Consider the following 25,001-nt stretch of genomic DNA (forward strand, 5'->3'; position numbering starts at 1 on the left):
CTCGTCGCCATCAGGCATAACCCGACCCTCAAAATCTTTCGTGATCGCCTCGTTCAGGCAGGAAAGCCTAAAATAGTCGCCGTCGTCGCAACCATGCGAAAGCTCCTGACAATCCTAAACGCCATCATCAGAGACAACAAACCATGGCAAAACGCTTGACATCAAAGACAGTCGCTCATTCCTGTGCCCCGGAACAAGCCCGAGGATGTCACAAGAATCCAGCCGACGCGCGTCTGCGCGGCGAAAAGAGCCGCTCTCAGCCCAAGAAACTGGGCTGGCTGGATCCCTGTAACAGGCACAGGGATGAGGGCGTAAAACGCACCGATCAAAAACGACCCCTCACTCGATGAAAATAAGAGCCGGCTTCTCCAGGAGCGCTTTGACGGCCTGAATGAAGACGGCCGCATCCCAGCCGTCGACGACCCGATGGTCGAAGCTCGAAGACAGGTTCATCATCTTGCGCGGCACAAACCGGTTCCCATCCCAGACCGGCCGCGTCACGATCTTGTTGACGCCAATTATGGCCACCTCGGGATGGTTGATGATGGGCGTCGAGACCACACCGCCCAAGGCTCCCAGCGAACTGATGGTGATGGTGGAGCCCATCAGTTCTTCCCGATGCGCCGTGCCGGTGCGGGCGGCTTCCGCGACACGCGCGACTTCTTCCGCACAGTCCCAAAGGCCGAGTGTTTCCGTGTGGCGAACGACCGGAACCGTCAGGCCCGCCGGCGTCTGCGTGGCAATGCCGATATGAACCGCTTCATAGTGGCTGACGACACCGTTCTCGTCATCGAAAGTGGCGTTCATGCCGGGATGATCGGCTACGGCTTTCACCAGCGCACGCATCAGAAACGGCAGGATCGTCAGTTTCGGCTGCCCGGAACGGCGGTTACCGTTCATCGTCGCGCGCAAATCCTCCAACTCCGTCACGTCGATTTCCTCGACATAAGTGATGTGGGGAATGCGCGAGACGGACAGCACCATCTTCTCGGCAATCTTGCGCCGCAGTCCCGTTATCTTCACTTCCTCGACGGCGCTATCGTGCGGCGTCATCGGTTCGTGACGTTCCGGCCGTGCCCGTACCGTTAAAAACCCATCGAGATCTGCATGGGTGATATGCCCGTCCGGCCCCGTTCCCTTGACCTTGGTGAGATCAATATCGAGATCGTCGGCGCGTTGGCGAACGGCGGGGGATGCGAGCGGCTTGTGGTGCGGCTCGGCTGCGGACACGGGAGGTGTCTCCTCGGCCTGCCGCGCCGCCAACTGGGTTTCGACGGGTGGCGGCGCTTCCGTCATGTCGGCAGGCGCTTCCTCTTCCGTCGTCCGGGTAGGCGCCTCCGCCTCCGGCGCGCTGCCATTGGATGCGGCGACATCGGTTTCGATACGGACGAGCGGTGCTTTCACCGGAACCGTGTTTCCGACCGTCACGGCGAGCCAGGTGACGACGCCCGCCACCGGCGAAGGAATTTCCACCGTCGCCTTGTCCGTCATGACAGCGGCGAGCACCATGTCCTCATGGACAATATCGCCCGGCTTGACGTTCCATTCCACCAGCTCGGCTTCCGCCACGCCTTCACCGACATCGGGCATAGTGATAACAAATTCCGCCATAATCAGGCCTCCATGACGTCTACGAGGGCACGCCCGACGCGGGCGGGTCCCGGAAAATAGTCCCATTCCTGCGCATGGGGATAAGGCGTATCCCAGCCGGCGACCCGGACAACGGGAGCCTCGAGATGATAAAAGCAATGTTCCTGCACCAGCGACACGACTTCCGCGCCGAAGCCTGAAGTCAGCGTCGCCTCATGCACCATCACACAGCGGCCGGTCTTGGAGACGGACTTCACGATGGTGTCGAGATCGAGCGGCAGCAGGCTGCGCAGATCGATGATTTCGGCATCCACGCCCGTCTCCTCCGCCGCCGCCAATGCCACATGCACCATGGTGCCGTAAGCGATGACGGTGACATCGTTTCCGGGGCGACGGATTTCGGCCTTGCCGATGGGGATGGTGTAGTGCCCTTCCGGCACCTCGCCCATATCGTGTTTGGACCAAGGGGTGACCGGCCGGTCGTGATGGCCGTCAAAAGGCCCGTTATAAAGCCGCTTCGGCTCCAGAAACATCACCGGATCGGGGTCTTCGATCGAGGCGATCAGCAGCCCTTTGGCATCATAGGGGTTGGAGGGAACAACCACCTTCAGCCCGCAGACATGGGTAAAAAGTGCTTCCGGGCTCTGGCTATGCGTCTGCCCGCCGAAAATACCGCCGCCGGTCGGCATGCGAAGAACGATCGGGCAGGTAAAATCGCCATTGGAGCGATAACGAATGCGCGCCGCTTCCTGGGTGATCTGGTCATAGGCGGGATACATGTAATCGGCGAACTGGATTTCGACACAGGGGCGCAGGCCATAAGCGGCCATGCCGATGGCGGTGCCGACAATGCCGGATTCGCTGATCGGCGCATCGAAACAGCGGGTCTTGCCGTATTTTCCCTGTAGCCCCTGCGTGGCGCGGAACACGCCGCCGAAATAGCCCACATCCTCGCCGAACACCACGACATCGTCGCTGCGCTCCATGGAAACATCCATGGCGCTGCGGACGGCTTCGATCATCGTCATTCTTGCCATGTCTTACCATCCTGCCTTCTGGCGCTGGCGGGCGAGATGCGGCGGCATCTCCTCGTAAACGCCTTCGAAAATATCCTTTTTCGGCGGTTTTTTGCCTTCGTGCAGCGTGCCGTGGCTTTCCGCCTCCCGCTGCGCTTCCAGCACCTCATCGGCGATTTCCGCCTCCGCCTGCCGATGCCGCTCGTCCGACCAGACGCCGCGCAGGGTGAGATGTTTCTTGAGGCGGAGAACCGGATCGCCGAGCGGCCAGGCTTCGGATTCGGTCTTGGGCCGATAGGCGCTCGGATCATCCGAGGTGGAATGGGCGCCGACACGATAGGTGACATATTCGATCAGCGTCGGGCCGAGATTGCGGCGCGCCCGCTCCACGGCCCAGCGCGCCACGGCATAAACGGCGAGATAGTCATTGCCATCGACCCGAAGTGCTGGAATGCCGAAGCCCAGCCCGCGCGCCGCAAATGTGCCGGACCCGCCGCGCGCAATGCCCTGAAAGGTGGAAATGGCCCATTGATTGTTGACGATGTTAAGGATGACCGGGGCCTTGTAGGTGGAGGCAAAGACCAGCGCGGAGTGGAAATCCGACTCCGCCGTCGAACCGTCGCCAATCCAAGCGGCCGCGATCTTCGTATCGCCCTTGATGGCCGAGGCCATCGCCCAGCCAACCGCCTGCACATATTGCGTGGCGAGGTTGCCTGATACGGTGAAAAACCCGTGCTCCTTCGAGGAGTAGAGCACCGGCAATTGCCGCCCGTGCAACGGGTCGAGCTCGTTGGAATAGATCTGGTTCATCATCGTGACGAGCGGATAATCATCGGCGATCAGCAACCCGGCCTGCCGGTAGGTCGGGAAATTCATGTCGCCTTTGGAAAGCGCCTTGCGGAAAGCGCAACTGACTGCCTCCTCCCCCAGATGCTGCATGTAAAAGGAAGTCTTGCCCTGCCGCTGCGCCATCAGCATGCGAGCATCGAAAGCCCGAAGCCGCATCATGTTTTTGAGACCGACCAGCAAGTCCTCGTCCGAGAGCAACCCTGCCCACGGCCCGACGGCCTCACCCTGATGATTGAGAACGCGGATGATCGAATAAGCGAGATCACGCATGCTCTCCGGTGCAGCGTCCACCTCCGGGCGCGGCACGGAGCCGGCCTTGGGTATTTTCACATTGGAGAAATCCGGCTCCCCGCCGGGCCGCACCGCAGGCTCTGGAACATGCAGGCTGAGATGTGGCGTTTCTGATATATCCATTCTACTCCTCCCGTCACGGTCTCCTCCAGACCGCGAAACAATCCTCAAAGGTTTCTTGCGATCACCATGCGCTGGACATCGCTTGTCCCCTCGTAAATCTGGCAAATACGCACATCGCGATAGATCCGCTCCACCGGATAATCCGCCATGTAGCCATAACCGCCGTGAATCTGGATGGCGTCGGAACAGACGCGTTCAGCCATTTCGGAGGCGAAGAGCTTGGCCATCGAGGCCTCCGAAAGACAGGGCTCTCCCGCCTCCTTCAGCGCCGCCGCATGCAGCACCAGCTGCCGCGCCGCCGTAATCCGCGTTGCCATATCCGCCAGCCGGAACGCGACCGCCTGGTGCTCCACGATTGCCTGCCCGAAGGCCTTGCGCTCGCGCGCATAATCCCGCGCCGCCTCGAAGGCCGCCTGCGCCATGCCGACCGCCTGTGCAGCAATGCCGATGCGGCCACCTTCCAGATTGGCAAGCGCGATGCGATAACCCTGCCCCTCTTCGCCCAGCCGCAATTCGACGGGGACCGCCATCTCGGTGAAGGCTATCTGGCAGGTATCGGACGAATGCAGGCCAAGCTTTTCTTCGACCCTTATCACCTCGTAACCAGGCGTATCGGTCGGCACGATGAAGGCGGTGATGCCCTTCTTGCCCGCCGCCGCATCGGTGACGGCGAAAACGATGACGACATCACCATTCTTGCCTGACGTTATGAACTGTTTTGCACCATCAAGAATATAGCGGTCGCCATCCCGCCGGGCGCGGGTCTTCAGATTGGAAGCATCGGAACCGGCCTGCGGTTCGGTCAGCGCAAAACCGCCGATCCATTCGCCCGAGGCCAGTTTCGGCAGGAAACGCTGTTTCTGGTCTGCCGTGCCGAATTTCAGGATCGGCACGCAGCCAACCGAATTATGGACGCTCATGATGGTGGAACAGGCCCCGTCACCGGCAGCAATTTCCTCCAACGCCAAAGCATAAGCGACGGCACCGGTTTCCGATCCGCCATAATCCTCCGAGACCAGCATGCCGAGGAAACCGAGCTCGCCCATTTCCTTCAGTTCGGCTTTCGGGAACCGGCTTTCCCGGTCACGCGCGGCAGCGCCGGGGGCGAGCCGCTCGCGGGCGAAATCGCGGGCCATGTCCCTGATCTGCTGCTGGGCTTCGTTCAGGATCATCGCCGCCTCCCCTCAATGCCGCTCGATGCCGAGCGCGGTTGCTTCACCGCCGCCGATACAGACTGCGGCCACGCCGCGCTTCAGCCCGTGACGCTGCAGGGCCGCCAGCAGGGTGACGACGATCCTCGCGCCGGAAGCGCCGATCGGATGACCGAGCGCACACGCCCCGCCATGCACATTCACCTTGTCATGCGGCAGATCGAGATCGCGCATTGCCGCCATCGCCACCACGGCAAAGGCCTCGTTGATTTCGAAGAGATCGACATCCCTCGCCGTCCAGCCGGTTTTATCGAACAGCTTTTTCATCGCGCCGATGGGAGCCGTTGGATATCCGGCAGGGGCATCCGCATGGGAGGCCTGACCGATGATGGTCGCCAGTGGTGAAAGACCCCGCCTTTCCGCTTCGGAGCGACGCATGAGAACGAGAGCGGCCGCACCATCGGAAATCGAACTGGAATTGGCCGCCGTCACCGTTCCGCCATCGCGAAAGGCGGGCTTCAGCTGCGGGATTTTCTCCGGCCTTGCCTTGCCCGGCTGCTCGTCCACGGCAATATCGCCGACAGGCGCAATTTCCGCTTCAAAGGCTCCCTCCGCTATGGCGCGACGCGCTCGCTCCAGCGAGGCAAGCGCATAGTCATCCTGCATGGCGCGGGTAAATTGATAGGTTTCAGCGCAATCTTCCGCGAAAGTGCCCATCAGCCGGCCCTTGTCATAAGCATCCTCGAGGCCGTCGAGAAACATATGGTCGATGACCTTGCCATGACCGAGACGATAGCCATTTCGGGCGCGATCCAGCAGATAGGGCGCATTGCTCATGCTTTCCATGCCGCCGGCCAGCACGATGGAAGAGCTTCCCGCCGCGATCTGGTCATGGCCCAGCATAATCGCCTTCATGCCCGAGCCGCACATCTTGTTGATGGTCGTTGCGCCAATCGAATTGGGAATGCCGGCGGCAATGGCTGCCTGTCTCGCGGGCGCCTGCCCCTGCCCGGCCGTAAGCACACAGCCCATCAATACATCGTCAATATCAGAAACCGGAACAGCGGCCCGTTCGACGGCCGCACGGATCGCCGCGGCCCCAAGATCGGGCGCAGCCACCGATTTGAATTCGCCCCGGAACCCACCCATAGCAGTACGGGCGGCCCCGACGATCACGACAGGGTCATGCACAGCCAAATTCACCTCCCTTGGCCATTCTCCCGCTTGAGAAAACGACCGTCATCGTGATCTCCTCCAGACCGCGAATGACATGAACGCTATCACCAACTCGAATTCATTTCAAAGCTATTTTGATTGACAGTTTTTTGATTCACGATATCTTTGATCCAACAATTAGTCATATCATAGAGCAAATGATCCATGATTGAGCTCGACAGTTTCGACCGCAAGATTCTGCATGTGCTCGGCGATGACGGGCGGGTGAGCTGGCGCGATCTGGCGGCCCGCATCGGTCTTTCCTTCACGCCAACGCTGCGCCGTGTACGCAAGCTGGAAGAGGAAGGCATCATTCGTGGCTATACCGCCGTGTTCGATGAGAACCGGCTGCTCGGCAATATGGGCGTTTTCATCTCCGTCACTCTGGAACGGCAGATCAAGGAAGCGCTGACGACCTTCGAGCACCATGTCGCTTCTATCCCCGAAGTCGTAGGCGGTTACCAGACCAGCGGCAGTTCCGATTATCTGATCCACGCCATGGTGCGGGATTTGCCGCATTATCAGGAGCTACTGGATTTCCTGACCACGGTTCCCGGCGTGTCGCGCATCCAGTCCAATTTCGCCATCAAGACATTCGTGCGCCGTTCCGCCGCCTTCACCGGAGGTGACGCGCCGTAAAAATGAGGGTTGTCGGCGCGGAGGAGGTGCCGGCAGCTGACAAGAGGGACAGCGGCAGAGCCGTCCGGAGGAGGAGACGCGATGAGTTTGAACCTCGCCGCCATTTTCGATGCCGATCTCGGCCCGGAAATCGCAGCATTGCGCGACAGCGCCAGTGCATTCGCAGATGATAAAATTGCGCCGCTCGCCGGCGAGATTGATCGCAACGACCGCTTCCCGCGTCAGCTCTGGCCGCAAATGGGTGAGCTTGGCCTGCACGGCATCACCGTTTCGGAAGAATTCGGCGGCGCCGATATGGGTTATCTCGCCCATTGTGTGGCGATGGAGGAGATAAGCCGGGCTTCCGCTTCCATCGGCCTTTCCTACGGCGCTCATTCCAACCTCTGCATCAACCAGATCCACCGCTGGGGAACGCAAGAGCAGAAGCACAGATATCTGCCGAGACTCGTCTCCGGTGAACATGTCGGTTCCCTCGCCATGAGCGAGACGGAAGCCGGTTCGGATGTCGTCTCGATGCGGCTGAAGGCGGAACGCAGGGGTGACCGTTATGTGCTGAACGGCGCAAAAATGTGGATCACCAATGGCCACGAGGCCGATACGCTGGTGGTCTACGCCAAGACGGATATGTCCGCCGGCCCGCGCGGCATCACCGCCTTCCTGATCGAAAAGGGCTTCAAGGGATTTCGCCCGGCCCAGAAACTCGACAAGCTCGGCATGCGCGGCTCACCCACATCAGAACTGGTGTTCGAGGATTGCGAGGTGCCGGAAGAGAACATTCTCGGCCGCCTCAATGACGGCGTGACAGTGCTGATGAGCGGGCTGGATTACGAGCGCGCCGTGCTGGCCGCCGGCCCTGTTGGTATCATGCAGGCGGCCATCGATCTGGTACTGCCCTATGCTCGCGAGCGCAAACAATTCGGCAAACCGATCGGCGAATTCCAGCTGGTGCAGGGCAAGCTTGCCGATATCTATTCGGCCATGAATGCGTCGCGCGCCTATGTCTATGCCGTGGCCAGGGCCTGCGACAATGGCCGCATCACGAGGCAGGACGCGGCCGGCGCAATCCTCTTTGCCGCCGAGCGGGCGACACAGGTGGCGCTGGATGCCATCCAGCTTCTCGGCGGTTCCGGCTATGTCAATGAAAGCCCGGCCGGACGGCTGCTGCGAGATGCCAAGCTTTACGAGATCGGCGCGGGCACCAGCGAAATTCGCCGGATGCTAATCGGCCGCGAACTGGTCAAGGGTAACGGGTGAGAACGCGATGAAGCTTGCATCCAGTCTAAGCCGCGACCCCACCTTCGCTGCCAACGTCGATTTCATGTCGGGCCTGGTCGATGACCTGCGCCGACACGTCGAAAAAATCTCCAGAGGCGGCGGCGAAAAGGCCCGCGAACGGCATCTTTCCCGCGGCAAATTGCTGGCGCGCGATCGCATCGAAGCCCTTCTCGATCCCGGCAGCCCGTTTCTGGAATTGTCGCAATTCGCAGCTTACGAGGTCTATGAAGAACCGGTTCCCGCCGCTGGCATCGTCACCGGCATCGGCCGGGTCTCGGGCCGCGAATGTGTGATCGTTGCCAATGACGCGACGGTAAAAGGCGGCACCTATTATCCGCTGACAGTGAAGAAACATCTGCGAGCGCAGGAAATCGCCACTGAGAACCGCCTGCCCTGCATCTACCTCGTGGATTCCGGCGGCGCGAACCTGCCCAATCAGGACGAGGTGTTTCCCGACCGCGATCATTTCGGCCGCATCTTCTACAATCAGGCCAATATGTCGGCGCAGGGCATCGCCCAGATCGCCGTGGTGATGGGCAGCTGCACGGCGGGCGGGGCCTATGTGCCCGCCATGAGCGACCAGTCCGTGATCGTCAAAAATCAGGGCACGATCTTTCTCGGCGGCCCGCCGCTGGTGAAGGCCGCAACCGGCGAGGTGGTGAGCGCGGAGGACCTCGGCGGTGCGGATGTGCACTCCCGCCAATCCGGCGTCACCGATCATTATGCCCACGACGACCGCCATGCGCTGGCGCTGACCCGGCGGATCGTCTCCACCCTCAACCGCCGCAAGCAGGTGGAGCTGGATATCCGCGAACCCGCAGAACCGCTTTACCCGCCCGACGAGCTTTACGGCATCGTTCCTGCCGACACGCGCAAACCCTTCGAGGTGCGCGAGATCATTGCCCGACTGGTGGATGGTTCCGAATTTGACGAGTTCAAGGCGCTTTATGGCACGACGCTGGTCTGCGGTTTCGCCCATATCCATGGCTATCCCGTTGGCATCATCGCCAATAACGGTATCCTTTTTTCGGAATCGGCGCTGAAGGGCGCGCATTTCATCGAGCTCTGCTGCCAGCGCGGCATCCCGCTGGTTTTCCTGCAAAACATCACCGGTTTCATGGTCGGCAAAACCTATGAGGCTGGTGGTATCGCCAAGGATGGCGCGAAACTAGTAACCGCCGTCGCTTCAGCCAAAGTGCCGAAATTTACCGTCATCATCGGCGGCTCCTTCGGGGCCGGCAATTACGGCATGTGCGGGCGGGCCTATTCGCCACGCTTCCTGTGGATGTGGCCGAATGCCCGTATTTCCGTGATGGGCGGCGAACAGGCGGCGTCCGTGCTGGCGCAAATCCGCCGCGACGGCATCGAGGCCGATGGCCGCCACTGGTCGAAGGAAGGCGAAGAGGCCTTCAAACAGCCGATCCGCGAAAAATACGAGCGGGAAGGCCATCCCTATTATGCCAGCGCAAGATTGTGGGACGATGGCATCATCGACCCGAAGGATACCCGCCTGGTGCTCGGCCTTGGTCTTTCCGCCGCGCTCAACGCGCCGATTGAACCCACCCGTTTTGGCATATTCAGGATGTGAGGCGACGATGTTCTCGAAAATACTGATCGCCAACAGGGGCGAAATCGCCTGCCGCATCATCCGCACCGCCAACCGCATGGGCATCCGCACAGTGGCGGTCTATTCGGACGCCGACCGAAACGCCGTGCATGTGGCGCTGGCCGACGAGGCCATCGCCATCGGCCCCGCGCCGGCGCGCGCCTCCTATCTCGATGCGGAAAAAATCATCGCGGCTGCAAAAACAACCGGCGCGGAGGCGATCCATCCGGGTTACGGCTTTCTCTCCGAAAATGCCGCGTTCGCCGAAGCCTGTGCCGCCGCGGACCTCATTTTCGTGGGCCCACCGCCGCAGGCAATCCGCGCCATGGGCGGAAAAAGCGAGGCAAAGGCGCTGATGACAGAGGCGGGTGTTCCCGTCGTTCCGGGTTATCACGGCGATGAGCAGGCCGAAAAACGGCTCGCGAGCGAGGCGGACAAGATCGGCTATCCGGTATTGCTCAAGGCCTCGGCCGGCGGCGGTGGCAAGGGCATGCGCGTTGTCAGGCAAAAGCGCGACTTCGCCGCGGAGCTTGCCGGCGCGAAACGCGAAGCGCTTGCCGCCTTCGGCAATGACCGCATGCTGATCGAAAAATACCTCGAACGGCCACGGCATGTGGAAGTGCAGGTTTTTGCCGACGGCCACGGCAAATGTGTTTCGCTGTTCGAACGCGACTGCTCGATCCAGCGCCGGCACCAGAAGGTGATAGAAGAAGCCCCCGCCCCCGGCCTGCCCGATGCCTTGCAGCAACGCATGTATGATGCGGCAACCGCCGCCGCCCGCGCCATCGATTATCGCGGGGCCGGAACCGTGGAGTTTCTGCTCGACCCCTCCGGCGACTTCTATTTCATGGAAATGAACACCAGGCTTCAGGTCGAGCATCCGGTGACGGAATATATTACCGATCTCGATCTGGTCGAATGGCAGATCCGCGTCGCCAACGGCGAGCCCCTGCCGGAAGGCTGGTCCGGCCTTGGCATCAACGGCCATGGCATCGAGGCGCGGATTTACGCCGAAGATCCGGCGCATGATTTTCTGCCGTCGATTGGCACGGTCAGCCATCTCATTTTTCCCGATGAGGGCCCTCACCTCCGGATCGACAGCGGCATCCGCGCCGGCGACGCCATCACCGTGCATTACGATCCGATGATCGCCAAACTGATCGTCTGGGATCAAGACCGCCCCGCCGCCGTGCGAAGGTTGCGGCTGGCGCTGGAAAAACTGGCAATCTGTGGTGTCACCAGCAATGTCGCCTTTCTGGCGCGGCTTGCGAGGCTCGAGAGTTTCGCGGCGGCCGATCTCGATACCGGCTTCATCGCCCGCAACGAGGCGGCACTATTCGCCCCCGCAGCCATCGGCGAGAGCGAGATCGCTATAGCCGCGCTTGGCCTTCTTCTTTCCCGACAGAAAATGGCCAAGACCAGTTCTCTGTCATCGGCCGATCCCTATAGCCCATGGAACAGCACCAGCGCTTTCCGCCTGAATGCACCGGCGCGGGAAACCCTGAATTTCACTCTCGACCATCAGCCTCGCACATTTGCCGTTACCCATGAGGAGGACGGGTTTTCAATGGAGATTGACGGCGGGACGATCCGCATCGGCGGCAATCTCGCGGAGAATGGCAAGCTGCGTGCGGTCATCGATGCCATGCAGAGGCAGGGCTATTTTTTCACCGAAGACAGCGGCCATACGCTTTTTCTGGACGGCGAACATTATCGCATCAGCCAACCGGACCCCGTCGATATAGCGGATGCCACCACCCACACCGGTGGTCTGGAGGCCCCCATGCCGGGCGTTATCCGTGCTCTGCTCAGCCAGAAAGGTGCGCTCGTCGAAGCCGGCGAGGCGCTGGTGGTGATGGAGGCCATGAAAATGGAGCACACGATCCGTGCCCCGGCGAGAGGTATCGTTGCCGCCATCAACTGCGCCGAAGGCGATATGGTGGCAGCCGGTGCGGTGCTGGTGGATTTCGAGCCGGAGGGCGCGTGACATGAGCTGGCCCGAAACCGTCAAAATCGTCGAGGTGGGCGCGCGTGACGGCCTGCAGAACGAAAGCACCGACGTTCCCGTCGCCATCAAGATCGAACTGATCGAGCGGCTCGCAGCAGCAGGCCTGTCGGCGGTCGAGGCGGGCGCTTTCGTTTCACCCAAGAGAGTTCCGCAGATGGCGGGTTCGACGGCGGTGTTTCAGGGTCTAAGACAGCGGCACGGCACAGCTTATCCGGCGCTCGTTCCTAATATGAAAGGTTTCGAGGCGGCCATTGAAGCCGGCGTGACGGAAATCGCCGTTTTCGTCTCCGCATCCGAGGGCTTCAGCCAGCACAATATTGGCTGTTCGCGTTCGGAAAGCCTTGAGCGACTATACGATGTCGCGCAGGTAGCGACCAGCCAGAATATCCGCATGCGCGGTTACGTTTCCTGCATTGCCGGCTGCCCCTATGACGGCGCGGTTGCACCCGATGAGGTGGCGGCAATGGCCGACGCGCTTGTCGCCATGGGGTGTTACGAAATTTCGCTCGGCGATACGATCGGCGTCGGCACAGCTGGCCAAATCCGCAACCTCATCGAGCATGTATCGACCCGCATCCCGCGTGAAAAAATCGCCATTCATTTCCATGACACCTATGGGCAGGGCGTAGCCAATGTGCTGGCCTCGCTTGAGGAAGGCATCGCCGTTTTCGACAGTTCCGTTGCCGGGCTGGGTGGCTGCCCCTTTGCGCCGGGGGCGAGCGGCAATGTCGCCACCGAAGATGTCGTTTATCTTCTGCAGGGACTTGGCATCAAAACCGGTATCGACCTGATGGCGGTGGCGAAGACCGGTGACTGGATCAGCCGGCATCTCGGCAGGCCAAATGCGGCCCGCGCCGGAAAAGCGCTGCTTGCCGCAAAACAGGAGGGTGACCTGCATGGCGGATGAGTTGTTGCGTGAGACACGCAAGGATGTTCTGTGGCTGACGCTCAACCGGCCCGGGGTGCACAACGCCCTCAATGCCGCCATGACAGATGCGCTCACGGATGCCATCCGCGCTGCATCCGTTGACCGCAATCTGCGCGCGGTGGTGATAACGGCAGCGGGAGATCGCAGTTTCTGTTCGGGAGCCGATCTCAAGGAAAGCGCCGGTGGCATGTTCCTTTCGCGCGATGGAACAAACCCCATCGCTGATGTGATGCGCGCCATCGAGCGATGCGAAAAACCCGTCATTGCCCGCATCAACGGCCGGGTCCTGGCTGGCGGGCTAGGCCTCGTTGCCGCCTGCGATCTTGCCTATGCCGCCGAGCACGCCGAATTTGGTCTGCCGGAAGTGAGGGTCGGACTTTTCCCAGCCATGGTGGCCGCGAAGCTTCTGACGAAAATGCCCTTGGGCGGACTTCAGGAAATGGCTTATCTCGGAGCGCCAGTCAGCGCTGCGGAGGCAACACGCCTCGGCCTCGTCAATCGCACCGCGCCTGCGGCCGAACTCGATCGCTTGATCGAGGGTGTTATTGCAAAGCTGCGACAGAATGCGCCGGGCGCCATCGCAGCCGGAAAGGCAGCTTTGCTGGCGATGCGCAACATGCCGTCCGATGAACGGCTGGCCTTTGCCGAAAGTATCATCGCCACCATCAGCGGCAGCGATGAGGCACGCGAAGGGCGGCAGGCTTTTGCGGAAAAGCGGCCGCCTATATGGGCGGGAACATCCTGAACCGCAGCACTTTCACCGTAGTCGTCACCTCTTGAGGCGTTAATCGATATAATGCCCGCGGCCGCGTTGACCCCGTTCAGCAAATCGCGTTCTATCCAGCACCTTTCGCCGGATCGCGATCGGGCAGCCGGAGGAGACCCCATGCGCCTTGTAAAAACCGTCGCCGAATTGCGGGATGCGATTGCCGCCTTTCGCCGCGAGGGCAAGACCGTCGGCTTTGTGCCGACCATGGGTTTTCTTCATATCGGCCACCTCACCCTCGTTGCCCAAGCCAAGGCAGAAAACGACGTGACGGTGGTTTCCATCTTCGTCAACCCGCTGCAATTTGGCGCGAATGAAGATCTGGCGCGTTACCCGCGTGACCTCGCCCGCGACAGCGCGCTGCTGGAAGAGGCGGGCATCGATATTCTCTTCGCGCCAGAGGTGACGGAGATGTATCCGCGCCCGATGTCGACCGTCGTGGACGTGCCGGAACTGGGCAGCCAGCTGGAAGGCGCGGTGCGGCCGGGGCATTTTGCCGGCGTCACCACCGTCGTGACCAAGCTCTTTAATCTCGTCCAGCCGGATGCCGCCTATTTCGGCGAAAAAGACTATCAGCAGGTAACTCTGATTCGCCGCATGGTGGAAGACCTTGCCCAACCGGTGCGGGTCGTGCCGGTCGCGACGGTGCGTGAAGCGGATGGTCTCGCCTGCTCCTCGCGCAATGTCTATCTGACCCCCGAGCAACGCGCTGCCGCCGTGATCGTACCGCGCGCGCTGGACGAGGCCGAGCGGCTTTATGCTGAAGGAGTCGATGACCCGGCAGCCTTTGAAGCCGCCATAGAAAAGTTCATTGCAGCCGAGCCGCTGGCGTCGCCTGAGGTCGTTGCGGTGCGCGATCCCGATACGCTGGCGCCCGTTGCCTCCCTGCAGGTGGGGGCCGTGCTGGTCGCGCTGTTCGTGCGCGTCGGCAGCACGCGGCTTCTCGACAACCGCGTCATCGGCCGCGAAAAAACCGGGAAACAGGAGTCCGCCCAATGAGCGCCCATGCAAAACAAAAGCGGCTGACGACGGCCTCCATCCGGCAGATGAAAGGCGAGGCGCGCATCGTCTGCCTCACCGCCTATACGACGCCGATAACCCGCCTGCTTGATCCGCATTGCGACCTTTTGCTGGTGGGAGATTCCCTCGGCATGGTGCTTTACGGCATGGATACGACTGTTGGTGTGACGCTGGATATGATGATCGCCCACGGCCGCGCCGTCATGCGCGGCGTCAACCGAGCCTGCGTCATCGTCGATCTTCCTTTCGGCACCTATCAGGAATCCAAGGAACAGGCGTTCCGCAACGCCGTGCGGCTGATGCAGGAGACCGGCTGCGATGGTGTGAAGCTGGAAGGCGGCGAGGAAATGGCGGAGACAATCGCCTTTCTGGTCGCCCGTGGCATCCCTGTCTTTGGCCATGTCGGCCTGATGCCGCAGCTTGTCCACACCGCCGGCGGCTTCCGCTCGCTCGGCCATTCGGATGCGGAAACGCAAAAGATCTGGCGTGATGCGATTGCGGTCGATCAGGCGGGCGCCTTCGCCATCGTCGTGGAAGGCACGGTTGAGCCGCTTGCCCGCGAGTTGACGGAGAAACTTTCCGTCCCCACCATCGGCATCGGCGCGTCGCCTGCCTGTGACGGGCAGGTGCTGGTCTCCGATGACATGCTTGGCCTGTTTTCCGATTTCAAACCGAAATTCGTCAAACGATATGCCGATCTCGGCACGGCGGCTTCGCAAGCGGCGGCGGCTTATGCCGATGAGGTGCGCTCCGGGGCGTTTCCGGGGCCGGAGCATACGTTTCAGGTGCGCAAGCAACCCGTTAAGGGGGAGTGAGAAGCTTAGCCAGTATGCCGATGGCAAGCCTTGCCCTAAAACTCAACGTCATCCTCGGGCTTGACCCGAGGATCCATAACCTGACGCACCATAGATCCTCGGGTCAAGCCCGAGGATGACGGCGGAGAGGTGATGCAATACTATTTGCTGTTAACCGTCTGCTCCGCCTGATCGCAGTCTTTGCGCATCCAGCAAATCGAACGACTACACAATACCACCGCTACCACCAACCGAAGCCGGCCGTTCCGCTGCCACCCGTTTGCGATAACCGCTCGCCCGATAGGTCGCGATAGGATCGATTGCACCACCAGCCAATTGCCGGGCCTGCGCGAGGATGGGCTCTACATCGGTGCGATAAGCCCGTTTCAGCGTATCAGAAGCCAGCAGCGCATCATTATCCTGCTGATAGCCATCAAGAACCGCGCGATCCACCAGCAATGCCTGCGCATAGGCGCGTCGGATTTCATTGGCGCTGGAGATCAGGCTTTCGATCGGGTCCGTCACATTGTGCGACTGGTCGATCATATGGGCCGGATGGAAACCCTTCACGCCGCGATATTCGGCATCGACAAGCTCGTTGAAAACGAGGAACAGGCGGTAGGGCTCGATCGAGCCGGCATCCAGATCGTCATCGCCATATTTGCTGTCATTGAAGTGGAAACCGCCGAGCTTGCCGAACTGGATGAGCCGGGCAACGATCATTTCGATATTGGTGTTCGGCGCATGGTGGCCGAGGTCAACGAGGCAGAAGGCCTTTTCGCCGAGCGTATTGGCGATGAGGTAATTGGTGCCCCAGTCCTGCACGACGGTGGAATAGAAGGCCGGCTCATACATCTTGTGTTCGGAGAAAATGCGCCAGTCATCCGGCAGCGCCTTGTAGATATCGGCCATGCCGGCGAGATACCGCTCGAAACTTCTGGTGAAATTGCTCTGGCCGGGGAAGTTCGAACCATCGCCCACCCACACCGTCAGCGCCTTGGAGCCTATGGCGTTGCCGATCTCGATACATTCAATGTTGTGTTCGACGGCCTGACGGCGCGTGGCGGCGTCCGTGTGGCTAAGCGAACCGTATTTGTAGGAATGGGTCTGACCGGGCGCATCCGAAAACGTGTTGGAATTCATCGCGTCAAAGCCGAGACCCAGCGCATCGGCATGAGCTTTCAGCCGCTTCGGGTCTTCCTTGTCCCACGGAATATGGAGCGAAACGTTGGGCGTTGCCCGCGTCAGCTGGTTGATGACGGCGCAATCATCGAGCTTGTCGAAAATGCCGCGCGGCTCCCCTGTGCCCGGAAAGCGGGCAAAACGGGTTCCACCAGTGCCGACGCCCCAGGACGGCACGGCGACGAAAAACTCCGCCACCTTGGCCGTAACGGCATCGATATCGATGTTACGGCGGGCGAGCTGGTTACCCAGCGCCTGATAGTCGTCTTTCTGTGCGCCGGCGCGCTTTTCGTTTTCAGCCGCGATCACATCGGCGGCGATTTTCGTCTCGGTCATCTTTTCCTCCCGGGAATCGGTCCAGTGCATGCTTAGCTTATCGACCTCATCTCCGTCATACCGGCCTTGAGCCGGTATCCAGTCGACGCGCGTCTGCGCGGCGGGATAAGTTCCTTCAGCCCAAGGACCTGGGCTGGCTGGATTCCGGCACAAGGCCGGAATGACGGAAATAAGAACGGGCCAAACGCCTTATCGCGTAAAACTCTGCGCGTTACCGGCATCAACATTGATGATGTTGCCGGTGGACTTGGCGGAAGCGTCGGACGCCAGGAAGTAGATCGCCTCGGCGATGTCTTCCGGGAAGACGTTGAGCTTCAGCAGCGAGCGCTTGCGATAATGTTCCTCCAGATCGGTCACCTCGATCTTGGATGAAGCCGCGCGCTGCTCACGCCACTCACCATTCCAGATTTTCGAGCCGCGCAACACGGCATCGGGATTGACGGTGTTGACGCGAATGCCGGCCTCCGCCCCTTCGAGCGCAAGGCAACGGGCCAGATGGATTTCCGCGGCCTTCGCCGTGCAATAGGCCGACGCATTGGGTGAAGAGGCAAGGCCATTCTTGGAGGCGACGAACACGACGTTGCCGCCGAGATTCTGACGCCGCAGCAGCCGGAATGCTTCGCGCGACACAAGGAAATAACCCGTGGCGAGAATGTCGATATTCTTGTTCCACATGGCAAGTGTGGTGTCTTCCACGGGTGCGGAAGAGGCAATGCCGGCATTGGAAACGAGAATATCCACGCCGCCGAATTCCACGCTCACTTGCGCAAAGGCCGAAATGACCGCGTCCTCCTGCGTCACATCAAGCTTCACGATACGGACCGCGTCGGCGCTGTAACGCTTGACGAAGTCGCCCTTGGCGGCGTCCAGCGTCGTCTCGTCAATATCGGCGAGCACCACGCAGGCGCCCTCGGCCACCAGCCGTTCCGCTGTTGCCCGGCCAATGCCGCCGGCGCCGCCGGTGACGAAGGCCACGCGGCCGGCAAGGCTTTTCGGCTTCGGCATGCGCTGCAGCTTTGCTTCTTCCAGCAGCCAATATTCGATATCGAAGGCTTCCTGCTCGGGAAGCCCCTGATATTCCGACACGGTGGACGCGCCGCGCATGACGTTGATGGCGTTGACGTAAAATTCGCCGGCGATGCGGGCGGTGGCCTTGTCCTTGGCGAAGGACAACATGCCGACGCCGGGGATGAGGAAGATCACCGGGTTCGGATCGCGCATCTTTGGCGAATTGTCGTGGCGGCAAGCCTCGTAATAACGGCTGTAATCGGCGCGGTAAGCCTCAAGCGCTTTGTCCAGAGCCGCCGTCAGCGCATCCACATCCGGATTTGCCGTATCAAGATCAAGGATCAGCGGGCGGATTTTGGTGCGCAGGAAGTGATCGGGGCAGGATGTGCCGAGATTTCCGAGTGGCTTCAATTCCCTGGAATTGACGAATTCGAGAACTGCATCCTGATCGTCAAAATGGCCAAGCTTGCGCTCCTCGCGGCCAATACGGCCACGGATTTCCGGCATCAGCCGCGCGGCGATGGCGCGGCGTTCGGCAACCGGCAGGCTCTTGGCCACGGCACCGCCGAAGATCACCTTGCCTTCAGTCTCAGCCGCAAACCACTCGATCGCCTTGTTGATGATGGCGAGCGTCAGTTCATAGCATGCCTTGGCGTCATTATCCCAGGTGAACAGGCCGTGGCTTTCCAGCACGACGCCCTTGGCCTTCGGATTGGCCTTGACGAAAGCCTCGAGATCAAGACCGAGCTGGAAACCGGGGCGGCGCCAGGGCAGCCAGCCGATGTCATCCCCAAAGATCTGCTGCGTGAGTTCTTTCGAGTTTTTGGAGGCGGCAATCGCGATGATCGCATCCGGATGCATGTGGTCGACATGATCGTAAGGCACAAAACCGTGCAGTGGCGTATCGATGGAGGCAGCACGCGGGTTGAGGTTGAAGGTGCAATGCGGCAGGAAGCCGACCATGCGGTCCTCGTCTTCGACGCCCTTATAAATGCCCTTCAGCGCTTCCAGCTTGTCGAGATAAAGCGTCGAAAAACCATCGAGCTTGATGGTGCCGACATCACCGCCGGAGCCTTTCACCCACATGACGCGGACCTTCTCGCCCGTCAGCGGATCGGTTTCCAGCACCTTCGCGGAGGTGTTGCCGCCGCCGTAATTGGTGATGCGCTTGTCCGCACCCAACAGATTGGAGCGATAAAGCAGCTTGCCGGGCTCATCGAGCGTTCTGGCATAAGCGTCGTCCCAACGGCTTTCGAGAAGGCGGGATGTTCCCGTCATGTCTTCCTCCCAATATCTGTCTGCATTCGCGGAGCCGATATCGGCCCGCCTCCTTTGATGGCAGGTATCGCGCATCCAAAAGCACAATGTCAATCAAAAACGATCATAAATTTTCATGCTGCAGCGCGATATTGATTAATTTGATCGTTCTTGATTGACAACGTAAAGAGATTGCGAATAATCACGGTCAGGAGGACCCCATGCACGAACGCGAACGCCATCGCATCATCTTGAGCGCCACACAGGAAAAAGCTGTCGTGACGGTGCAGGATATTGCTGAACTCACGGATGCGTCGGAAGCGACGATCCGCCGGGATATCGCGTCTTTGCACGTTCAGGGCAAGTTGCGGCGCGTGCGCGGCGGAGCGGAAGCGGTGCATCCGCCGCAGCTCGGCAATCTTGCCGCACGCCCTTTCCGTGTTTCCGAATCGGTCAATATCGACAAGAAACGCGCAATTGCGCGCAAGGCGGTCGACCTCTGCAATGATGGCGACGCGATCATCCTGAATGGCGGCACGACGACATTCCAGATGGTGCATTACATGGCGGCACGCCGCCTGCAGGTGATGACCAATTCCTTCGCGATTGCCGAGCATCTGGTCAAGCATTCCAAATGCAGTGTCAGCGTGCCGGGCGGCGCGATCTATCGCGACCAGAGCCTTATCCTGTCGCCTTTCGAGAACGACGCGATCCGCAATTTTTATGCGCGACGGATTTTTCTCGGCGCGCAGGGCGTGGGCGCGCTCGGCATCATGGAGTCCGACGCACTGGTCATCCAGAGCGAACAGAAGCTGATGCGGCAGGCCGAGGAGCTGATCGTCATGGTCGATTCCTCGAAATTCAGAAAACGGTCCAGCCTGATTTTATGCCCGCTCGAAAACGTAACGACCATCATCACCGATGACGGGATTTCGGACGACGCGGCGAGGATGGTGGAAAATGCCGGCGTGGAATTGCTGATCGCCGGCGCGGTGGCGGCGGGAAAAACCGCCGGTCCGCCGGATGAGGAGAATTCTTCTTCAGTCGCTTGAGGAGCGCTGGAGGGAAAAACAAGGTTCAAAACGGGAGGAAAAGGGACATGAAACTTACACGCAGAACATTGACCAGCGTCTTGGCACTCAGCGTGGCTCTTTCTGTCGCAGGACTTGGCAGCATTGCCGAGGCGGCAGACGTCAAGATCGCGCTGGTGGTCAAGTCACTCGGCAACGGCTTTTTCGAAGCCGCCAACAAGGGCGCGCAGGAAGCCGCAAAGGATCTCGGCGGCGTCGAGATCATCTATACCGGCCCGACCAGCACCACGGCGGAAGGCCAGATCGAAGTCATCAATTCGCTGATCGCGCAGGGCGTCGATGCCATCGCCATTTCCGCCAACGACCCCGACGCCGTGGTTCCGGCGCTGAAAAAGGCGGCACAGCGCGGTATCAAGGTGATTTCCTGGGATTCCGGCGTCGCACCTGAAGGTCGTATTCTTCAGCTTAACCCGTCCTCCAACGCGCTGATCGGCAAGATGTGCCTGCAGCTTGCGGCAGCCCATCTGGAAGGCGGCAAGGGCGATTTCGCCATCCTTTCCGCCACCACCACCTCCACGAACCAGAATGTCTGGATCGGCGAGATGAAGAAGCAGCTGAAGGACTTCCCCGGCCTCAACCTCGTCACCACGGTTTACGGTGATGACCTGGCCGACAAGAGCTATCGCGAAGCGCAGGGCCTGCTCTCCTCGCAGCCGAACGTCAAGGTCATTGTCGCACCGACGACGGTTGGCGTTCTCGCTGCCTCTCAGGCCGTGAAGGATGCGGGCAAGATCGGTCAGGTCTATGTGACCGGCCTTGGCCTGCCGTCTGAAATGGCCGGCGCCATCAAGTCGGGCGCCACCAAGGAATTCGCCATCTGGAACCCGATCGACCTCGGTTACTCCGCCACCCAGATCGCCTATCGCCTTGTGAAGGGCGAAGCCGACGGCAAGCCGGGCTCGGAAATCGAGGCTGGCCGCATGGGCAAGATCAAGGTTGGCGAAAACAGCGAAGCGGCCATGGCTGATCCGTTCATCTATGACGCGAAGAATATCGATCAGTTCTCGAAGATTTTCTGATCTGGCAATTTCCGGCAGNGACCTCGGTTACTCCGCCACCCAGATCGCCTATCGCCTTGTGAAGGGCGAAGCCGACGGCAAGCCGGGCTCGGAAATCGAGGCTGGCCGCATGGGCAAGATCAAGGTTGGCGAAAACAGCGAAGCGGCCATGGCTGATCCGTTCATCTATGACGCGAAGAATATCGATCAGTTCTCGAAGATTTTCTGATCTGGCAATTTCCGGCAGGGCAGAGGGGGGTGCCCCTCGCCGCTTCAATCAAACAGACCGGTAAGACGGAATGATGCGTGCTGAAACCCAAATTTTAAACATGACAGAGGCTTCGAGCGCCACGCCCATTCTGGAAATGCGCGGCATCAGCCAGATATTCCCCGGCGTGAAAGCGCTGGATGGCGTCGATATCGCGCTTTATCCCGGCAAGGTCACCGCACTGATCGGTGAGAACGGCGCGGGCAAATCCACACTCGTCAAAATCCTCACCGGCATCTACCGCCCGAACGAGGGCGAAATCCTTCTCAATGGCCAGCCCGTCCATTTTCACAGCGCACAGGACGCCATCGATGCCGGCGTGACCGCCATTCATCAGGAAACCGTGCTGTTCGACGAACTTTCGGTCGGCGAAAACATCTTCCTCGGCCATGCGCCCAAAGGTCGTTTCGGCCTCATCGACTGGAAGACCATCAATGAGCGCGCCAGGGTTCTGCTGGAACAGTTGGAAAGCACCATCGACCCTACCATCCGGTTGAAAGATCTTTCGATCGCCCAGCGCCATCTGGTGGCCATTGCCCGTGCGTTGTCGGTCGAGGCGCGCATCGTCATCATGGACGAACCGACGGCCGCCTTGTCCCGCAAGGAGATCGACGATCTCTTCCGTATCGTCGAAAATCTTAAGCGGCAGGGCAAGGCGATCCTCTTCATCAGCCACAAGTTCGATGAGGTCTATGAAATCGCCGAGAACTATGCCGTGTTCCGTGACGGAAAAATGGTTGGCGCCGGCACGCTCGCCACCACCCCGCAGGATGAAATCGTGCGGCTTATGGTCGGTCGTGACGTGACGAATGCCTTTCCCAAACAGGCCGTCACCCTTGGTCCAACCGTCCTTTCGGTGCGTGATTATTCGCACCAGACGGAATTCCGCGATATCTCCCTCGATCTGCGCAAGGGTGAGATTCTCGGCCTTTACGGGCTGATCGGCGCCGGGCGCTCCGAACTCTGCCAGTCGCTGTTCGGCATCACCCGGCCGGCCTCTGGTGAGGTGACACTGAACGGCCAGCCGCTCACCATTCGTTCGCCGGAAGACGCGATCCGCGCCGGCATCGTTTATGTACCGGAAGAGCGCGGCCGCCATGGGCTGGCGCTGGACATGCCGATCTACCAGAACATGTCGCTGCCCTCTCTCACGCGCACCTCGCGCAAGGGGTTTCTCGCCGCCGCCAATGAATTCGCGCTGGCGCGCAAATATGCCTCGCGACTGGACCTTCGCGCCGCCGCACTCTCCGTGCCTGTTGGCACGCTTTCGGGTGGCAACCAGCAGAAGGTGGTGATCGGCAAGTGGCTCGCCACGAAGCCGAAGGTCATCATTCTCGATGAGCCCACCAAGGGCATCGATATCGGCTCTAAGGCCGCCGTGCATGGCTTCATCAGCGAGCTTGCGGCCGAGGGGCTTTCCATCATCATGATTTCATCCGAACTTCCCGAAATCCTCGGCATGTCCGACCGCGCCATCGTCATGCGCGAAGGCCTGATGGCGGGCCAGTTCAAACGCACCGAATTTTCTCCGGAAAAGCTGGTGCGCGCCGCCACCGGCAATGCCTGAGAGGGGCCACAAACATGCAACGTCTACTGAAAAATCGCGAATGGCTGCTGGCGGGCATCATCATCGTCATGATCGCCGGCTTTGCACTGCGTGCGCCCGGCTTCGGCCGGCCTGGCAATCTCGTCAATATCTTCAATGACACCTCCATCCTCATCATTCTGGCGCTTGGCCAGATGGCGGTCATTCTCACCAAATCCATCGATCTCTCCGTCGCCGCCAATCTCGCCTTTACCGGCATGGCGGTGGCGATGACCAATGCCGCCTTTCCAGGCGTGCCCCTGCCGCTGCTCATCGTCATGGCGGTCGGCATCGGTGCGTTTCTCGGCTCGCTCAACGGCATCCTCGTCTGGTGGCTCGGCATTCCGCCCATTGTCGTGACGCTCGGCACGCTCACCATCTATCGCGGCATGGCTTTTGTGCTGTCGGGCGGCGGTTGGGTGAATGCACACCAGTTTTCCCCGACCTTCCTCAATGTGCCGCGCACGATGATCCTCGGCATGCCGGTTCTGTCCTGGGTCGCCATCCTCATCATCGCGGGAGCCTGGCTGGTGCTGACCCGCAGCTCCTTCGGTCGCTCCGCTTATGCCTCCGGCGGCAATCCGGGGGCCGCAGTCTATGCCGGCATCGATGTCGGCCGCACGCGCTTTTTCGCCTTCGTGCTGTCAGGCGCGCTGGCCGGCCTCGCCAGCTATCTCTGGGTGTCGCGTTACGCCGTCGCCTATGTGGATATCGCCGCCGGCTTCGAACTGGACAGCGTGGCGGCCAATGTGATCGGCGGCATCTCGATTGCCGGCGGTATCGGCTCGGTGGCCGGTGCGGTGCTTGGCGCGCTGTTCCTCGGCGTCATCAAGAACGCGCTGCCCGTCATCGGCATCTCGCCATTCGCGCAGATGGCGATATCAGGCGTGGTCATCGTGCTCGCCGTTGTCTTCAACGCCCGCGCCGAAGCCAGGAAAGGCCGTATCATCCTCCGCGACCGGGCCGCGGCAGACCATGGCAAGGAAGCATCCGCATGAGCACGAATTCCCAACCATCACCGGCACCGCGCGTCATTCCCGACAAGCTCGGCACGCCGCTCAGCCGTATCATGGCCAGCTGGGAAGTCTTGCTGCTTGGCGTCGCGATCCTCATCTTCATCGCCAATTCGCTCGCCTCGCCCTATTTCCTCAATGCCTGGAATCTCTCCGACGCAACCTTCAACTTCACCGAAAAGGCGATCATCGCCTTTGCCATGGCGCTTCTGATCATTGCCGGTGAAATCGACCTGTCGGTCGCCGCCATCATCGCGCTCGCCTCCACCGCCATGGGTGCGGCGGCGCAGATGGGGATCGGCATATCAGGCCTCGTCGCCATCGGCATCGGCACCGGGCTTTTCTGCGGCGCCTTCAACGGCTTTCTGGCCGCAGGGCTGAAACTACCCTCCATCGTCGTCACCATCGGCACGATGAGCCTGTTTCGCGGTATTTCCTATATGGTGCTGGGGGATCAGGCCTATGGCAAATATCCGGCGGATTTCGCCTATTTCGGTCAAGGCTACGTGTTCTGGGTGATCTCCTTCGAATTCGTGCTGTTCGTCATCATGGCCGTCCTCTTCGCCATTCTGCTGCACGCCACCAATTTCGGCCGGCAGGTCTATGTCATCGGCACAAACCCCTTCGCCGCCCGCTTTTCCGGAATTCCTGTCGAGCGCGTGAAGTTCATCCTCTTCCTGCTCACCGGCCTGATGAGCGGCATCGCCGCCGTCTGCCTCACCTCGCGGCTCGGCTCCACCCGCCCGTCGATCGCGCAGGGCTGGGAGCTTGAGGTGGTGACCATGGTGGTGCTGGGTGGCGTGTCTATCCTCGGCGGCTCCGGCACCATTGCGGGCGTCGTTATCGCCGCCTTCGTCATGGGTCTTGTCACTTTCGGTCTGGGGCTTCTGAACGTGCCCGGCATCGTCATGTCGATTTTCGTCGGCTTGCTGCTGATCATTACCATCGCCATCCCCATCGTCGTTCGCCGCCTTCGGGCCATGAGAGGCTGA

The 25,001-nt window shown here is 60.7% G+C and carries 20 protein-coding genes and 2 pseudogenes; 15 read left to right on the forward strand and 7 right to left on the reverse strand.

Annotation, left to right across the window (positions count from 1 at the left end; genetic code table 11):
- A pseudogene (locus O8B93_RS20960) lies at positions 1 to 159 on the forward strand (IS110 family transposase); the annotation flags it as partial.
- 180 nt (positions 160 to 339) lie between these two features.
- Here the strand turns inward: O8B93_RS20960 and O8B93_RS20965 are convergent.
- Genes O8B93_RS20965 through O8B93_RS20985 form a run of 5 tightly spaced genes read right to left on the reverse strand, consistent with a single transcriptional unit; the run spans position 340 to position 6,217 of the window.
- A complete protein-coding gene (locus O8B93_RS20965; protein ID WP_269711812.1) occupies positions 340 to 1,611 on the reverse strand; it encodes a dihydrolipoamide acetyltransferase family protein in 1,272 nt (423 codons plus the stop codon).
- A 2-nt stretch (positions 1,612 to 1,613) separates the two neighbouring features.
- Entirely contained in the window at positions 1,614 to 2,627 is a 1,014-nt protein-coding gene (locus tag O8B93_RS20970) for an alpha-ketoacid dehydrogenase subunit beta (protein ID WP_269711813.1), read from the reverse strand.
- 3 nt (positions 2,628 to 2,630) lie between these two features.
- On the reverse strand, positions 2,631 to 3,869 hold the full coding sequence (locus O8B93_RS20975) for a 3-methyl-2-oxobutanoate dehydrogenase (2-methylpropanoyl-transferring) subunit alpha (protein WP_269711814.1): 1,239 nt from the start codon (positions 3,867 to 3,869) through the stop codon (positions 2,631 to 2,633).
- 44 nt (positions 3,870 to 3,913) lie between these two features.
- The gene (locus O8B93_RS20980) at positions 3,914 to 5,041 is read right to left on the reverse strand and encodes an acyl-CoA dehydrogenase family protein (RefSeq protein ID WP_269711815.1); all 1,128 of its coding nucleotides are present in this window, start codon (positions 5,039 to 5,041) and stop codon (positions 3,914 to 3,916) included.
- A gap of 12 nt (positions 5,042 to 5,053) precedes the next feature.
- Positions 5,054 to 6,217, reverse strand: coding sequence for an acetyl-CoA C-acyltransferase (locus O8B93_RS20985; RefSeq protein WP_269711816.1), 1,164 nt, complete (start codon positions 6,215 to 6,217; stop codon positions 5,054 to 5,056).
- Positions 6,218 to 6,400: 183 nt separating this feature from the next.
- Here O8B93_RS20985 and O8B93_RS20990 point away from each other — a divergent pair, with 183 nt between their 5' ends.
- From O8B93_RS20990 to panB, 8 genes are all read left to right on the forward strand, one after another.
- Positions 6,401 to 6,874, forward strand: coding sequence for an Lrp/AsnC family transcriptional regulator (locus O8B93_RS20990; RefSeq protein WP_035221263.1), 474 nt, complete (start codon positions 6,401 to 6,403; stop codon positions 6,872 to 6,874).
- Between the two features lie 81 nt (positions 6,875 to 6,955).
- Positions 6,956 to 8,128 (forward strand): isovaleryl-CoA dehydrogenase, encoded by a 1,173-nt coding sequence (locus O8B93_RS20995; RefSeq protein ID WP_269711817.1) that lies wholly within the window; start codon positions 6,956 to 6,958, stop codon positions 8,126 to 8,128.
- A gap of 7 nt (positions 8,129 to 8,135) precedes the next feature.
- Positions 8,136 to 9,737, forward strand: a complete 1,602-nt coding sequence (locus O8B93_RS21000) for a carboxyl transferase domain-containing protein (RefSeq protein ID WP_269711818.1) — start codon at positions 8,136 to 8,138, stop codon at positions 9,735 to 9,737.
- 7 nt (positions 9,738 to 9,744) lie between these two features.
- Positions 9,745 to 11,742 carry an acetyl/propionyl/methylcrotonyl-CoA carboxylase subunit alpha gene (locus O8B93_RS21005; RefSeq protein ID WP_269711819.1) on the forward strand — a complete coding sequence of 666 codons (1,998 nt, stop codon included), beginning with the start codon at positions 9,745 to 9,747 and terminating at the stop codon, positions 11,740 to 11,742.
- Between the two features lies 1 nt (position 11,743).
- Positions 11,744 to 12,670, forward strand: a complete 927-nt coding sequence (locus tag O8B93_RS21010) for a hydroxymethylglutaryl-CoA lyase (protein ID WP_269711820.1) — start codon at positions 11,744 to 11,746, stop codon at positions 12,668 to 12,670.
- Positions 12,660 to 13,436: an enoyl-CoA hydratase-related protein gene (locus tag O8B93_RS21015; RefSeq protein WP_269711821.1), complete on the forward strand. Its 777-nt coding sequence runs from the start codon at positions 12,660 to 12,662 to the stop codon at positions 13,434 to 13,436. Before O8B93_RS21010 ends, O8B93_RS21015 begins: the two co-directional genes overlap by 11 nt.
- A 141-nt stretch (positions 13,437 to 13,577) precedes the next feature.
- Complete coding sequence (gene panC, locus O8B93_RS21020; protein WP_269711822.1) at positions 13,578 to 14,456, forward strand: pantoate--beta-alanine ligase; 879 nt, start codon at positions 13,578 to 13,580, stop codon at positions 14,454 to 14,456.
- Positions 14,453 to 15,292, forward strand: a complete 840-nt coding sequence (panB, locus tag O8B93_RS21025) for a 3-methyl-2-oxobutanoate hydroxymethyltransferase (RefSeq protein ID WP_269711823.1) — start codon at positions 14,453 to 14,455, stop codon at positions 15,290 to 15,292. Before panC ends, panB begins: the two co-directional genes overlap by 4 nt.
- A 204-nt stretch (positions 15,293 to 15,496) precedes the next feature.
- Here the strand turns inward: panB and rhaI are convergent, their stop codons facing one another.
- The gene (gene rhaI, locus O8B93_RS21030) at positions 15,497 to 16,789 is read right to left on the reverse strand and encodes an L-rhamnose catabolism isomerase (RefSeq protein ID WP_269711824.1); all 1,293 of its coding nucleotides are present in this window, start codon (positions 16,787 to 16,789) and stop codon (positions 15,497 to 15,499) included.
- A gap of 189 nt (positions 16,790 to 16,978) precedes the next feature.
- Complete coding sequence (locus O8B93_RS21035) at positions 16,979 to 19,075, reverse strand: bifunctional rhamnulose-1-phosphate aldolase/short-chain dehydrogenase (protein WP_269711825.1); 2,097 nt, start codon at positions 19,073 to 19,075, stop codon at positions 16,979 to 16,981.
- Positions 19,076 to 19,275: 200 nt separating this feature from the next.
- On the opposite strand from O8B93_RS21035, the gene O8B93_RS21040 reads away from it, so the two are divergent.
- From O8B93_RS21040 to O8B93_RS21060, 6 genes and pseudogenes are all read left to right on the forward strand, one after another.
- Positions 19,276 to 20,106 (forward strand): DeoR/GlpR family DNA-binding transcription regulator, encoded by an 831-nt coding sequence (locus O8B93_RS21040; protein ID WP_269711826.1) that lies wholly within the window; start codon positions 19,276 to 19,278, stop codon positions 20,104 to 20,106.
- Positions 20,107 to 20,153: 47 nt separating this feature from the next.
- A complete protein-coding gene (gene rhaS, locus O8B93_RS21045; RefSeq protein WP_269711827.1) occupies positions 20,154 to 21,164 on the forward strand; it encodes a rhamnose ABC transporter substrate-binding protein in 1,011 nt (336 codons plus the stop codon).
- 19 nt (positions 21,165 to 21,183) lie between these two features.
- Positions 21,184 to 21,372: pseudogene (locus tag O8B93_RS27970) on the forward strand (rhamnose ABC transporter substrate-binding protein); the annotation flags it as partial.
- 70 nt (positions 21,373 to 21,442) lie between these two features.
- Positions 21,443 to 22,978: a sugar ABC transporter ATP-binding protein gene (locus O8B93_RS21050; protein ID WP_269711828.1), complete on the forward strand. Its 1,536-nt coding sequence runs from the start codon at positions 21,443 to 21,445 to the stop codon at positions 22,976 to 22,978.
- 14 nt (positions 22,979 to 22,992) lie between these two features.
- Positions 22,993 to 23,994 (forward strand): ABC transporter permease, encoded by a 1,002-nt coding sequence (locus O8B93_RS21055; protein ID WP_269711829.1) that lies wholly within the window; start codon positions 22,993 to 22,995, stop codon positions 23,992 to 23,994.
- Positions 23,991 to 25,001, forward strand: a complete 1,011-nt coding sequence (locus tag O8B93_RS21060; RefSeq protein ID WP_269711830.1) for an ABC transporter permease — start codon at positions 23,991 to 23,993, stop codon at positions 24,999 to 25,001. Before O8B93_RS21055 ends, O8B93_RS21060 begins: the two co-directional genes overlap by 4 nt.

It is taken from the genome of Martinezella rhizogenes, assembly GCF_027460065.1.
In the GTDB taxonomy this organism is placed as follows: domain Bacteria; phylum Pseudomonadota; class Alphaproteobacteria; order Rhizobiales; family Rhizobiaceae; genus Agrobacterium; species Agrobacterium rhizogenes_C.

What these genes read in the sequence shown, in the direction of transcription:
- O8B93_RS20965 (WP_269711812.1), bottom strand. Translation starts at nt 1,611, where the DNA reads ATGGCGGAATTTGTTATCACTATGCCCGATGTCGGTGAAGGCGTGGCG.
- O8B93_RS20970 (WP_269711813.1), bottom strand. Translation starts at nt 2,627, where the DNA reads ATGGCAAGAATGACGATGATCGAAGCCGTCCGCAGCGCCATGGATGTT.
- O8B93_RS20975 (WP_269711814.1), bottom strand. Translation starts at nt 3,869, where the DNA reads ATGGATATATCAGAAACGCCACATCTCAGCCTGCATGTTCCAGAGCCT.
- O8B93_RS20980 (WP_269711815.1), bottom strand. Translation starts at nt 5,041, where the DNA reads ATGATCCTGAACGAAGCCCAGCAGCAGATCAGGGACATGGCCCGCGAT.
- O8B93_RS20990 (WP_035221263.1), top strand. Translation starts at nt 6,401, where the DNA reads ATGATTGAGCTCGACAGTTTCGACCGCAAGATTCTGCATGTGCTCGGC.
- O8B93_RS20995 (WP_269711817.1), top strand. Translation starts at nt 6,956, where the DNA reads ATGAGTTTGAACCTCGCCGCCATTTTCGATGCCGATCTCGGCCCGGAA.
- O8B93_RS21000 (WP_269711818.1), top strand. Translation starts at nt 8,136, where the DNA reads ATGAAGCTTGCATCCAGTCTAAGCCGCGACCCCACCTTCGCTGCCAAC.
- O8B93_RS21005 (WP_269711819.1), top strand. Translation starts at nt 9,745, where the DNA reads ATGTTCTCGAAAATACTGATCGCCAACAGGGGCGAAATCGCCTGCCGC.
- O8B93_RS21010 (WP_269711820.1), top strand. Translation starts at nt 11,744, where the DNA reads ATGAGCTGGCCCGAAACCGTCAAAATCGTCGAGGTGGGCGCGCGTGAC.
- O8B93_RS21015 (WP_269711821.1), top strand. Translation starts at nt 12,660, where the DNA reads ATGGCGGATGAGTTGTTGCGTGAGACACGCAAGGATGTTCTGTGGCTG.
- panC (WP_269711822.1), top strand. Translation starts at nt 13,578, where the DNA reads ATGCGCCTTGTAAAAACCGTCGCCGAATTGCGGGATGCGATTGCCGCC.
- panB (WP_269711823.1), top strand. Translation starts at nt 14,453, where the DNA reads ATGAGCGCCCATGCAAAACAAAAGCGGCTGACGACGGCCTCCATCCGG.
- rhaI (WP_269711824.1), bottom strand. Translation starts at nt 16,789, where the DNA reads ATGACCGAGACGAAAATCGCCGCCGATGTGATCGCGGCTGAAAACGAA.
- O8B93_RS21035 (WP_269711825.1), bottom strand. Translation starts at nt 19,075, where the DNA reads ATGACGGGAACATCCCGCCTTCTCGAAAGCCGTTGGGACGACGCTTAT.
- O8B93_RS21040 (WP_269711826.1), top strand. Translation starts at nt 19,276, where the DNA reads ATGCACGAACGCGAACGCCATCGCATCATCTTGAGCGCCACACAGGAA.
- rhaS (WP_269711827.1), top strand. Translation starts at nt 20,154, where the DNA reads ATGAAACTTACACGCAGAACATTGACCAGCGTCTTGGCACTCAGCGTG.
- O8B93_RS21050 (WP_269711828.1), top strand. Translation starts at nt 21,443, where the DNA reads ATGATGCGTGCTGAAACCCAAATTTTAAACATGACAGAGGCTTCGAGC.
- O8B93_RS21055 (WP_269711829.1), top strand. Translation starts at nt 22,993, where the DNA reads ATGCAACGTCTACTGAAAAATCGCGAATGGCTGCTGGCGGGCATCATC.
- O8B93_RS21060 (WP_269711830.1), top strand. Translation starts at nt 23,991, where the DNA reads ATGAGCACGAATTCCCAACCATCACCGGCACCGCGCGTCATTCCCGAC.